The organism is Pedobacter sp. V48, assembly GCF_000523515.1.
Taxonomy (GTDB): Bacteria; Bacteroidota; Bacteroidia; order Sphingobacteriales; family Sphingobacteriaceae; genus Pedobacter.
The window spans coordinates 12,864-25,614 of the sequence record NZ_AWRU01000012.1 but is presented as its reverse complement, the minus strand read 5'-3'; the positions used below and the strand labels follow the sequence as shown (position 1 = coordinate 25,614).

Genomic DNA, 12,751 nt, shown 5'->3' with positions numbered 1-12,751 from the left:
AAATGATCTGATCAAATCCGCAGGAAGAACGAAGATACAATTTATTGCAAAAAAAAATGCCGGCGAAGTAACGATTGTTTTCAAAATTCGCGGTTTTTCTAAAGGGTAATATGAGCCATCGAAGCCAATAATTACAGGTATTTAGATTGCCATTCGAATTTGGTTATGTATGGTTGTTTGCCCCGAAGTAGGCAGCAGTTCTTTATCAATAAACTCAGCTTATGTGCTGCGATTGTGTGCGATGAGGATTTATTTTTGCCTGTCTCCCAGGTGTTTCTCAAGGATACTATAAAGAAGGTCAAGATCAAAAGGTTTTTTGATATATCCGTCAAATCCGTGTTTGCTGTAATCATCTTGAATATTTTCATTACAGCTCAGGGCGATCACAGGCAGGTGAGGATATTTTTGTTTGATGAGCTTTGTGACCTGTATGCAGTCCTGGTCTGAAAGTTTAATATCGAGCATAACAACATGAGGCCTTTTTTTTNCAATCTGGTCCAATATGATCTTTTCATCGCAGGTATTCAGGGAGACGACATCAAATCCTTGAAGCTCAAGTGCCAAGGTCAGTGCATGCAGTATAGCTCCATCATTATCCTGTACAATTATAGTTTCCATGATCTGTTCAGTAACATTTTTAAAGCCTGGCAAAAATGGATTTACAGGTCGGTTACGAAGGTAAAAATTAAGAATTTTATTTTTAATTTCAAAGCCTCGTTTAACATAAGATGGTTTTCTGCATAAGTTCAGCAGGCAGTTGCAACATCGGCTCATATCTGCTAAAACACGGATCGGAAACTTTCTGAATTATGATTACCGGACCGCAAAATACCGCGTCTACTTGATGATAAAAGTTCTGAGCCGAAATGTAGGAACCACTTTATACAAGATACCTATTGATCAGCTTATAAAAATGAAAATATTATCCCTTTTTAAAGAATAATATTTTTAAGTGAATAATTATTCACTTATATTTATGGATGATTACCCAACCTGAAAAAAATGAATCTCAATCACCTTAACTTAAGTGTTCCTGATTTAGCAGCTGCACGTTCTTTCTTCGAAACCTATCTGGAATTCACTTGCGTGGATAGCAAACAAAATGAGGTGCTTTCTGTGCTGCATGGCGATAATGGTTTTATTTTGGTATTAATGAGTGAAAAAATGAACCGCGAGGGAAATCACAGGTATCCAGACAGTTTTCATATTGGTTTTTACCTAACGGATGAACAGGAGGTGTTGAATAAGTTTGATCAGTTCAGCAGTGCTGGTTTGGTCATGGAACATGCGCCACAAAGAATCAGAAAGGTCTTTGGTTTCTATTACATGCATCAGAACATTCTCATCGAAATCGTATGTGAGCTGAATGAAGTTATAGACTAGTAAGGGTTTTGAAGTATACCGTAGTGCGCTTTGGATGTTTGAGAAAAACAGCGCCGATTAGTATGCGAGGCCAGCTAACGTTAGTTTACGAATTGTTTTTACAGCCTCTGGTATGTGGCTTGAACCCGAAATCAGATTAAGGTTTGCAGACGATGGAGCGGGTGCTGAAGTGTGTATAAGACTATAGCCGTAATAATTTTTGGATTCTCAGCCTATTATATTGCTGAAGTAGGATTGGGTAAACGTTGTATAATATATTGCAAAGCATAATCAACAGCCCTATGCCAGGCTTTTGTGTAGAAAATGCGCTAACGGCGCTGAGCAAAAATAATGTAAAGCAGCAATAGTGGAATTTTTCCTGCATGAGAATGGTTTTGAGATAATCCTGCGCCTGTTTACGGTTGCGAATTATTCCTGGCTTTTTGTAGTATTTTCTTTGAATCCGGTTGACAAGGGTTCCATTTTGCACGACATACAACAGTAATTTCACCCCGATCCGCTCATACATTTTTTTGTCGTTACTTATTGCTAATTTTCTGAGCCATTGGTTGGGGATTACATAAATTAATACGCTAATTACAACAGATACGATGAGTATCAACGGAGATCTTTTTTCCGCGAAATATTGGCCCCAATAAACACCCACTGTTGTAAATGACAGGATAGTCCAAAAAAGGTTGATTATTTGGTTGAGCATTGTTGAGTGAAGGTAGTAAAATCTTACTTAAACCAATTACCCTCCCGTTTGTTGATGCGAGGTACCAGGTTACCGATAAGTTCATTACCTACAAATTTGATGGCGATCACTTTGTTCGCAAATAACTGACTTTAATAGTTTTTAACTAAGTACAGACATGAAAGAAAAGACCGAAAAGACATTAATCGTTAATAAAAAAGTCAACCTAACTGCTGTTGTGCTTTTAGGAGTCTTTGCCTCATGTGTAAGTCTTAAAACACCTAAACGTGCAGATCTGGTTCCTTTACAAGCGCCGATGATCATAGGGAAGTATCCTGTCAGCATCAATCGTACAATTAAATCCAGATCGTATAAGGATACCGTGATTTCCTCAGTGCTCTGGTATTATTTTAAGAACGCTGCTGGTAAGGACTCTTTGGAGCTCGCTCAGGCTACACATATTGAATTGAAGCTTACTGATGAAAATCATCTTAATGCAACATTATTTAAAGGAAATGTTCCTCTAAAAACAGAGGTCGTAAAAGGCAATTTACGCAAGGGTTATTTTAGAACCAAACATGACCTGTCTCTGAAGGGCGTCCCACCGTTTTACTGGTCTATGTCATCTGCAAAAATGCAATTTGGGATTGGTAAAGAAAGGCAGCTCTATATCGATTCGGCAGATGAAACTAATGGTAGCATCCTGATAATGGTCGCTGGTACACCTGGCTTCACTCGGAGCCTTACCGTTCCGGTGTATGAAAAGTAATTTGGAACCTGGGAAATAGGGGATTGATACGGGATGACCAGAATATGCGGGCGGGGTAATCGGCGATTGCGATCTTGAAAGAGAAATTTAATAATATGATGGTGGTTCACTTATTCGGAAAAACCTACAAAAAAGGCTGCAAAAAAGCAGCCCTTTTCAATCATCATCAGCCCTTTTAAATCACTAAGGGAATTCTGTTGTGATTATATTTTATCAGAACTAGGTTCTGACCAAGATGAAATCTTATTGGATAACTTTGCCGTCTTTGTCAATTTTCAAAGAACCGGTTTCCTCGCCTTTTTTAACATCAATTTGGTAAAAGCTTGATTTATCTGCATTCGTTACCAGAAATGCCGCTGTTGGCGTCCATTCTTTAACAGGATCTGTTTGCAAAGTTTTTTGTACCGGCTCCGGAAGGTCTTTTATTTCTACTGGAGTTTTCGTCGTGCTATCCTGTTGAACAGTTATGATCATTGGATTTTTGATTTCGCTTGCTTTTACTGAGGTTAATCCTGCTACAGCTAAAATTGCTGCTGATAAAATGATCTTTTTCATAATTACTATATTAAAAGTTTAACTAAATATTCTTATTATTTATGTTTTGAGTAGGCTACATAATAATGCCTAAAATCCAAATTTTTGGCACAAAGCTGATTTACAGTGGATTATAAATTAAGCCGTTTAGGGATATTGTTACCTTTCTCCACAAGTTGCGGAATGACGGTACGGTTTTATACGCTTGTATTATTCTTTGATCGAAAAAAAATGCTTTGCCTGCAAACCCGGCTACGGCGGGGTTATACAGCAAGAAGTAAACGTCAAACATTTTTGAGAGGCGCAAGCGCTTAAATTGAGTTGGAAAAATGGGGCAGTCAAATATCCCGGCGCGTGGTCAGAGGAAGCTAATTACATCGGCATTAAGTGTGTATACTACCACCATTAAGTAGCTAATCCTTGGTCATTTGGTTTGAAATAAAGGATTAAACCGAAGCAGATAATTCATTAGGCCTGTGTGCCATAAAAAGTTTTGATCCATGTTTATCAGACAATCACTTTTTTGCTAAAAGACCGTCTATCACTTTAACCATGGATGCAAATTCACTTGGCTCATACAAACGGGTCAGAAAAACAATACGTCCATCACGATCAATCGCTACAGGGCTGGTTACACCACTTTTTTTATCTGCAAATAGTCCAAAGATACCTGCCTGGGGATCAAGGGCCAACGGATAGGTAATCTTCATGTCCTGATGAAATTTCTGTACGGTTTGCAAAGGTTCATCACGGTCGACTCCGATCAATACAAAATCCTTGTTCTGATTGGCTTCCCATACCTCTTTCTGTAAATAGGCATCTCTTTGCGGCATACACTGCACCAGCTTGCTGTAAATTGTAAGACGATGACTTTTCCCCTTAATTCCTTCAAAGAGGTGGTACGCCCGTCGGTTAATTTAAGCTGAAAATTATCGGGCGTAGGATCTCCTACCTTAACGATATAGCCACGATCATCGGCCCCGGCTGTTTTTTGGCATTTACAGAAACAACAATAGAACTAAAAAATAGAAATAAAATCGCTTTTTTCATGGTGTGAAGGTGCTTGTTTATTGATTGTCCAAAGTTATATATTTGGCTTAACCTCTATTCGCAGCTGATGGGTGTTAAATACGTGTGAGTATGGCTCAACACTTTTTGTTAAAAAAACGCTGCCGCCGATGGTGCTGTCATGGCCGATAACTGTTCTGCCTCCAAGTATTGTACTGCGTGCATAAATGATCACATTATCTTCTACAGTCGGGTGCCGTTTAATATTGGACAATACCTTACTGACCTGTGAAGCACCTAAAGTTACCCCCTGATAGATGCACACATTTTTACCGATGACACTGGTGGCGCCGATCACAATTCCGGTTCCATGATCAATACAGAAAGGAACACCAATGCGGGCACTGGGATGAATGTCTACACCGGTTTTTCCATGTGCGTGTTCGCTCAGTATCCTCGGTAAAATAGGGATCTCCAGTCTGGAAAGCTGATGCGCAATGCGATAAATGGCAATAGCATAAAAACCAGGATAAGAAACGATGACCTCGTGCACGCTGTTTGCCGCAGGGTCATTTTCATAGATATAGCTTGCATCCAGTCTTAGGTCCTGGTAAATCTGGTGCAAAGTACCATAAAAGCTATCAACCGCCTGGCCAATGTTGAGTTGATCTGTATCAATATAGCTTAACAGCACATTTTCCAGTTCAATCTGATTCTTTCTTAACTGACCTTCATAGATAATTTTTTTGTTCAGGCAATGATTGGGGAACAGGAATTCCAGCAGATCGTTGAGCCAGTGGATCGCCTGATCATTGGAGGGGGTAGCCTCCCATTCCGCTTTATGGGTTTGAAAGAGTAACTCAATAAATGTATTGACCTGTTGTTCCATTTTTTTATTTTTTCAATTTTTTGAAGGTGTTGTTTTTGATCTGCTATAAATTGATTTACAATATATAAAATTAAATCTACTAATTTAGTAGAATATAGCTTTAATGTTTCGGTTTGTTATTTTAATCTGATCAGGTTTGCCAGAATCCGGTAGGCCCAGGGACTCCGGCGGGCGGTTGCCTAAACCATGGCAATGGCTTATCTGATTCACCGGTAGGACTGGCCGCTTTTTTTATGGAAATCAATGAATTTTGCTCCTATCTCAGCATTATCGGTTGATAATTCAAAAAGATGCCTAAAAAAATAGATTTATAATAAATTTTTTATAAATATTGGCTGAGTGACTTGAAATTTTATGTTTTTTAACTAAAAATTGCGTGTAAATGATTATTAGCGTGAAATATATGTTATATGGAGCGAAAAAGCAATGTTGAAATGGTGTTGTGTGTGAAACAACATGGGTAATATCATAAATATTTATAGATTTGGTTGATAAAGGTGATGACGTATCGGGAAAATTCAAATAGTATTGGAGACCATGAGCTCTTGCTTGAACTAAGTGAGGGGAGTAAGTATGCCTTTGATGTTTTATATAATAGGTACTGGAAGCTGGTTTTTAATACCGCCTTTAAAAGGTTGAATGATATGGAGCGCGCTCAGGACATCGCTCAGGATGTATTTGTTCAACTTTGGATCAGGGGTACAGCAAGTCCTATCGAAAACCTTCCTGCCTATTTAAATGTTGCAGCCAGAAATGGGGTGTTTAAGCATCTTGAGAAAGAGGGCAGGTATGCGACGCTTCCCGATACTGCAGCTGAACTGGAAGGGACACTCGGTGATGCCGATGCGAAAATATTACATAACGAGTTTCTTGAAGCTTTTGATCAGCTGATTGAAAGCCTTCCCTCGCAACAGCGCATCATCTTCAGAATGCGCTTTGAAGATGATTTGAGTAGCCAGGAAATTGCGGAGAGGCTTCAGATTTCTCCAAAAACAGTGAGAAATCAATTAGGTAAGGCTTTAAATAAGTTCAGAACATCATTAATGCTAATTTATGCAGTCGTGCTGTACTCTCAGGTACGGTAAAAAGCGGTTTCTCTATTAATGTAGTGTGAAAAAATAAAAATTTTCATGTAGCGTGGGCTATTTTTTATTTTTTGACTCATATAGGTATAAAACGGATCATGAAAGGCGCTTACAAAAACTATTTTAGGGAAATTCTTAAAAAATACAGGCAACAAACTGCCAGTTCTGAGGAAGTAAAATTCCTGGAGTCTTACTACAATATGTTTGAGGTTAAAGACGGGCTGATCAATGATGATAATGAATTTCAGTTTTCGGAATTAAGAGATGATATCAAAGCAAATATAGACAGACGAATTGAAGGTCCGAAAGTCCGAAAACTAAGTTACCGCTGGATGGGATATGGAGCTGCTGCCGCTGCGCTACTGCTTGTTTCGGTTGCAGTTTACCTGGTTTCTTACCAGCAAAAAAATGATCTGCTCGCGCAAATGGATCGTACCATTATTCCCGGAGGTAATAAAGCGGTGCTTACACTGGCGAACGGGAATAAAATTGTATTAAACGAGGCTAAAACAGGGGAGATCGCACGTCAGTCGGGGATCAACATCACTAAAAAAGATAATGGAGAACTGATCTATGAGATGTCAGCCAGCTCAGATTTAACTGAGGAAACTGCAATGAATACCATATCCACCCCGAACGGCGGCCAATATACCATTGTCCTCTCTGATGGTTCCAGGATCAAACTTAATGCAGCGTCTTCGGTGAGCTTTCCAACCTCATTTAAAGGAAGGGAGCGTGTAGTTGACCTCAATGGTGAGGCTTATTTTGAAGTTGCGAGAAATATTCAGCATCCTTTTAAAGTGATTTCAGGTTTACAGACAGTAGAGGTTTTGGGGACGCATTTCAATGTGGAGTCCTACGCAGATGAAAGTGCAATCAGAACTACGCTTGTTGAGGGATCTGTTAAAGTTGTTGCCGGAAAGCACCAAACGGTTATCATTCCCGGGCAGCAGGCCAGGGTGAGCAGGGAAAGTGCAGGTTCCATTGCCACCGCTCAGGTGAATCTGGATAAAGAGATAGCATGGACCAATGACCTGTTCGTTTTTGATGGGGATAACCTGAAATCTGTTATGAGCGAAATTTCCAGATGGTATAACATTACGATAGTATATACAGGAGCTATTCCTAATAAGAAATTCTTTGGCGGCATATCCAGGAACAGCAAACTTTCTGAAGTATTTAAAATTCTTGAGCTGAATCAGGTAAAACTGAGTTTAAAGGGCAAAACGGTGTATGTATCGTATGATCCTTCCAATAATGAACGACCCTAAACCACCATAAAAAACTAACCGAATTTTAACCACAAACCATTATCAGATGATAAGAAAACTACACCACCACCACTAGGAACCACAGGACTATAAAAGCCGAAAGTGTCTCACCACTTCCGGCTCAAAAAAAGGTCAACAGCCAGATGTTGAAGCCAGGCTGTTATTTATTCACTTAATTCTATTCCAAAAGTATGAAATTAACTTTTCTTTACAACCCTGCGTGCGAAATGCGGAGCGTAAAGTACAAATTCCTTATAGTGATGAAATTAACTGCTATTTTATTACTGATCGGCGCCATGCATTTGTCCGCCGCAAGCTATTCGCAAAAAATAAGTATTTCCAGACGTAACACTACACTTGAGACTGTTTTTCAGGACATTAAACAGCAAACAGGTTACCTCTTTTTTTACAGCGAAGAGGTCAATGTGAACCGTTTGAAAATTCATGTTGCACTTAAAAATGTACCGCTTAGCGAGGCCCTAAGTGCTGTATTGGAACAGCAGGGTCTGACCTTCAATATTGTAAACAATACCATTGTTATCAGGAACCAGATTGGCAATAAAACTTTGGAAAGCATAAAAAATAACTTTGTCGAGATTTCCGGTCAGGTGACAGACAGCAAAACCAGACAACCGATGCCTGGGGTGAATGTGTCACTCAAGTCGAATTCCAATATTCGTACCCAGACCAATGCTGCCGGAGAATTCAGGATCGCTGCGCAACCAGAAGACGTACTTTTATTCACTTACGTAGGTTATCAGGTAAAGGAGGTAAAGGTTGGAGAGAAGAAGTTCCTGAATATTGAACTTGAAGATGAGGTTACTCAAATGAATGATGTCGTGATCACCGGTTATCAAACCATAAAAAAAGATAGCTTTACCGGTACTGCCATTGCGATCTCGGGAGATCAACTGAAAACCATAAATCCTCAAAATATTTTACAGAGTATAGGTGCTTTTGACCCGTCATTCAGGCTTGTGCAAAACAATCTTGCAGGTTCAAATCCAAACCGAATACCTTCCATTAATGTACGTGGATCTTCGGCATTGCCAAGTGGGGATGGGGAAGTATTGAGAAGGGACGCCATTTCGGGTGGCGTGAACATGCCGGCATTTATCCTGGATGGCTATGAAGTTGATGTGCAAAAAGTATTTGATTTGGACGTCAACCGTGTGGCATCAGTTACCGTGCTAAAAGATGCGGCCGCTACTGCCATCTATGGGGCCAGGGCCGCTAACGGCGTATTGGTTATTGTAACCAAAGCACCAAAAGAGGGTAAGTTACGGGTGAGCTATAATTACGAACTGAATGTTACCGGAGCAGACCTGAGTGATTATCAGGTGCTAAATGCTGAAGATAAACTGAGATATGAAGTGCTTGCCGGCCTGTACGACTCTGGTCACGAGAATATCCCTCAGGATCATTTAGAGGAACTGTATTATCATAAGTTCGCAAACGTAATCGGGGGGGTAAACACATACTGGTTGTCGCAGCCGGTTCGTACCACAGCCGGACAGAAGCACTCTGTGTATCTTGAAGGTGGTTCTCAGGCATTCCGTTATGGTGTTGACCTGAGGTACCAAACCAGGCCGGGAGTGATGAAAGGTTCTGCAAGGGACCAGTATTCCGGGGGCATGAACTTTACTTATAATGTCAACAAATTTCAATTCAGGAATGACCTTTCTATTACTCAGGTGACGGGAAATGAATCTCCCTATGGCAATTTCGCGGACTATGTAAAAACAAACCCTTACTACCCGATGACCGATGCAAATGGAAACATTACCCGGGTGATAGATATCTGGGAAAATTCAGCAGGTGAAAAATCCTATACTTTCAACCCGTTATACGATGCACAACTCAGCAGTTTTAACAAATCCTCCTATATGGAGATCATCGATAACCTTTCTGCTGAACTGGAGCTGATGAAAGACCTCAAGCTAAGGGGGCAGATGAGTTTAACAAGCCGATCAAATACAGATGACATCTTCATTTCTCCCCTTGCTAATAGGTATTACCTCTATGAAACTGCAAAAATTGATGAAAAGGGAGAGTACACCAATAAAAACAGGAAAGAAACCTATTGGGACGGAAATATCCGCCTAACCTGGCTAAAGCAAATAGCCAAAAGCTATTTTAACGTGATGGCCGGTGTAAACATACGTACCGAGCTTTCGGATGCCAAGGAGTATACTGCTTTGGGTTTCGCCAATGACCGGTTTTCAAATATCGGATTTGCGAAAGGATATGCAGAAAATGGAAGGCCTTACAGCAGGCTTGAGCGGTCCAGGTTATTCGGCTCATTCATGAGCATGAACTATTCCTATGACAACAAATACCTGATGGATGCTACCGTAAGGATCGACGGCTCTTCCAAATTTGGTGTGGACAATAAGCTTGCGCCTTTCTGGTCATTCGGACTGGGCTGGAATCTTCATAACGAGAATTTTCTCAAAGACAACAGTGTCATCAGTCAGCTTAGACTGAGGGTATCAACGGGACTTACCGGCTCTGTATTGTTTGATCCCTATCTCTCCAGAACGACTTACAACTACTCATCGGATAACTGGTATTCCACTGGAATCGGTGCCACGGTGAACAATTATGGTAACGAAAATCTTTCCTGGCAAAAAACGTTAATGACAGACATCAGCATAGATTTAGGCCTGTTTAAAGACCGTTTGACCATCTCTCCTAAAGTCTACAGGAAATTTACCAAAGATATCCTTGCGGACATCACACTTCCGCCATCATCGGGTTTCCTCTCTTATAAAGAGAATCTTGGGGATATGGAAAATAAAGGAGCTGAACTGGCGATAAGATGGGATGCCATTCGCAGAAAAGATTGGTCGGTAAACCTGACCGCAAACATGGTTGCCAATAGAAATCGTATTGTCAGGATTTCCAACGCCCTGAAAAAATACAATGACAAAGCCGATGAACTGCAATCAGTAGATCAAAAGGATGGAGGTTTCAAAGGAGTACCCTTGTTGAGGTATAATGAAGGTCAGTCCATCAATGCCATCTATGCAGTACGTTCCTTAGGTATAGATCCTGAAAACGGTCGTGAGCTTTATGTAAAAAGAGATGGAACACTTACTTACGATTACGACAAAAGGGATATCGTGGTGGTGGGTAACGCTGATCCCAAGGTCAATGGATATTTCGGTGGCACATTCACCTATAAAGGCTTTAATCTTACTGCTAATTTCGAGACTTACTTTGGAGGGGATACGTACAACCAGACCTTGGTCGATCGGGTAGAGAACGCAGATGCAAGATACAATGTAGATAAGCGGGTATTTGAAGGAAAATGGAGACAATCAGGTGACCTGACCTTTTACAAAAACATCGCAGATTTAGGTACTACAGAAGTAAACTCGCGGTTTGTTCAAAAGGATAACCTGCTTAATCTGCAGTCGCTTTATTTATCCTACGACATAAATCAGAAATATGCTAAAAGACTCTCTATGTCTAACTTAAGGTTTGGCGTAACGGCCAATGACATAGCAAGATGGTCTTCAATTAAACAGGAAAGGGGGATTGACTATCCTTTTGCAAGAAGCATCACTTTTTCAGTCAACGCTACTTTTTAGGTCTCATTATTTAACAGATAAAATATAAAAATATGAACATTAAGTTGTTAATCGGTTTCATTTTACTTGTGGGCTCACTGAGTTCCTGTAAAAAATGGCTGGAAGTTCAGCCCGAATCAGAAATCTCGGCTCCGGTTCTGTTCAGTACCGAAAATGGTTTCATGGAAGCTTTAAACGGAATATACATCAAGAGCACCACTCATGACCTGTATGGCAAAGAACTGACGTTTGGAACCACCGAAGCGCTTGCCCAGAATTTTTCTATTGGTACGGACGGACAGGACTATAGACAAACTTCCTTGTACAACTATACCAATGGAAAATTCATTGAACGTAAGGACAAAATATGGAGCGGCCTGTATAGTGCCATTGTCAATTGCAATTTGATATTGAGTAATATCGATGAGCGTAAAAATGTATTTACCGGATCAAACTATGAATTAATTAAAGGTGAAACCTTAGCCCTAAGGGCCTATTTACATTTCGACCTGTTGCGTTTGTTTGCCCCATCTTACCTCAAAAACCCAACAGCTCCTGGAATACCATTCGCAAAAAAATACACCAAGGAGGTTACGCCAATGTCGTCGGTTACAGAAGTAATGGGTCTGTTGATTCAAGATCTGGAACAAGCTAAAACCTTAATGACCAATGATCCCATTCGCAGCGCGGGATATAAAGTCAACTACCCACTGGTCACAGATACAACCAAAAATACAGAAGAGAGCTCCCCAATATTGTTCCTCCAGAACAGAAGACATCACCTGAACTATTACGCTGTGTGCGGGACACTAGCCCGGGTTTATCTTTATAAAAATGATAAAGCAAATGCACTGAAAAATGCCAAGGAAGTGATCGACTCGGATAAATTTCCATGGACCGCACAAAGCGATTTTATTGCTTTTGATGAAGCAAAAAAAGACCGTATCCTTTACAAGGAACTGTTATTTGGTTGGTATATCCCCGGCTCTGCAAAAGACATCAAAGAAAACTGGTTTAAAAGTGGTACCCGTGGATTCTTCCTTTTGGAAGACGATGCAAGGTTAATTTATGAAGCGGGTACCGTTGGGGGAGAAGACCTCCGCTTCAAACAGTGGCTTACGCTAATGGCAGATGTGAGCAGCAGGTGGTATGACATTGTAAAGTATAACAGAAATTCGCTCAGTACAGAAGAAAATGCCAACCTGCATTACCTTATGGCACCTGCAATTAGGCTAAGCGAGATGTATTACATTGCTGCAGAATGTAGCTACGCAACAGATCCCGCGCAGTCGCTGAAATACTTTAATGAAGTCCGCGCTGCCAGAGGATTTCAAAATCAACTAACCGTCCCTTCAGAAGACGGTCTTATCAATGAATTGCTAAAAGAAGCCCGTAAAGAATGGCTTGCTGAAGGTCAGATGTTTTACATGTACAAGCGACTTAATAAAGCCATTGCTGCACCGACAGGAAGCGCAATCCCGCCTTCAGATAAAATATTCGTGTTGCCTCTACCTAATGATGAAATTGTTTACGGAGGCAGATAATTTATAAGAGCATAATT

The 12,751-nt window shown here is 40.5% G+C and carries 10 protein-coding genes and 1 pseudogene; 6 read left to right on the top strand and 5 right to left on the bottom strand.

Annotation, left to right across the window (positions count from 1 at the left end):
* Positions 1-249: 249 nt before the first annotated feature.
* A complete protein-coding gene (locus N824_RS11960; RefSeq protein WP_161662302.1) occupies positions 250-618 on the bottom strand; it encodes a response regulator in 369 nt (122 codons plus the stop codon).
* A 384-nt stretch (positions 619-1,002) separates the two neighbouring features.
* Here N824_RS11960 and N824_RS11955 point away from each other — a divergent pair, with 384 nt between their 5' ends.
* Positions 1,003-1,383, top strand: coding sequence for a VOC family protein (locus tag N824_RS11955; RefSeq protein ID WP_048905391.1), 381 nt, complete (start codon positions 1,003-1,005; stop codon positions 1,381-1,383).
* 181 nt (positions 1,384-1,564) lie between these two features.
* Here N824_RS11955 and N824_RS38340 read toward each other — a convergent pair whose 3' ends face one another.
* Positions 1,565-2,080 carry a hypothetical protein gene (locus N824_RS38340; protein WP_048905390.1) on the bottom strand — a complete coding sequence of 172 codons (516 nt, stop codon included), beginning with the start codon at positions 2,078-2,080 and terminating at the stop codon, positions 1,565-1,567.
* A 157-nt stretch (positions 2,081-2,237) separates the two neighbouring features.
* Here N824_RS38340 and N824_RS11945 point away from each other — a divergent pair, with 157 nt between their 5' ends.
* Positions 2,238-2,828, top strand: a complete 591-nt coding sequence (locus N824_RS11945) for a hypothetical protein (RefSeq protein WP_048905389.1) — start codon at positions 2,238-2,240, stop codon at positions 2,826-2,828.
* Between the two features lie 243 nt (positions 2,829-3,071).
* Here the strand turns inward: N824_RS11945 and N824_RS11940 are convergent, their stop codons facing one another.
* From N824_RS11940 to N824_RS11930, 3 genes and pseudogenes are all read right to left on the bottom strand, one after another.
* On the bottom strand, positions 3,072-3,383 hold the full coding sequence (locus tag N824_RS11940) for a hypothetical protein (RefSeq protein ID WP_048905388.1): 312 nt from the start codon (positions 3,381-3,383) through the stop codon (positions 3,072-3,074).
* 494 nt (positions 3,384-3,877) lie between these two features.
* Positions 3,878-4,323: pseudogene (locus tag N824_RS11935) on the bottom strand (TlpA family protein disulfide reductase).
* A 123-nt stretch (positions 4,324-4,446) separates the two neighbouring features.
* Entirely contained in the window at positions 4,447-5,259 is an 813-nt protein-coding gene (locus tag N824_RS11930) for a serine O-acetyltransferase (RefSeq protein ID WP_048905387.1), read from the bottom strand.
* Between the two features lie 500 nt (positions 5,260-5,759).
* On the opposite strand from N824_RS11930, the gene N824_RS11925 reads away from it, so the two are divergent.
* The 4 genes from N824_RS11925 (at position 5,760) to N824_RS11910 (ending at position 12,734) form a co-directional block, all read left to right on the top strand.
* Complete coding sequence (locus N824_RS11925; RefSeq protein ID WP_048905386.1) at positions 5,760-6,344, top strand: RNA polymerase sigma factor; 585 nt, start codon at positions 5,760-5,762, stop codon at positions 6,342-6,344.
* A gap of 98 nt (positions 6,345-6,442) precedes the next feature.
* The gene (locus N824_RS11920) at positions 6,443-7,615 is read left to right on the top strand and encodes a FecR family protein (RefSeq protein WP_048905385.1); all 1,173 of its coding nucleotides are present in this window, start codon (positions 6,443-6,445) and stop codon (positions 7,613-7,615) included.
* 191 nt (positions 7,616-7,806) lie between these two features.
* Positions 7,807-11,211, top strand: a complete 3,405-nt coding sequence (locus N824_RS11915; protein ID WP_235207093.1) for a SusC/RagA family TonB-linked outer membrane protein — start codon at positions 7,807-7,809, stop codon at positions 11,209-11,211.
* A 32-nt stretch (positions 11,212-11,243) separates the two neighbouring features.
* On the top strand, positions 11,244-12,734 hold the full coding sequence (locus N824_RS11910) for a RagB/SusD family nutrient uptake outer membrane protein (RefSeq protein WP_048905384.1): 1,491 nt from the start codon (positions 11,244-11,246) through the stop codon (positions 12,732-12,734).
* The last annotated feature ends 17 nt before the right edge of the window (positions 12,735-12,751 follow it).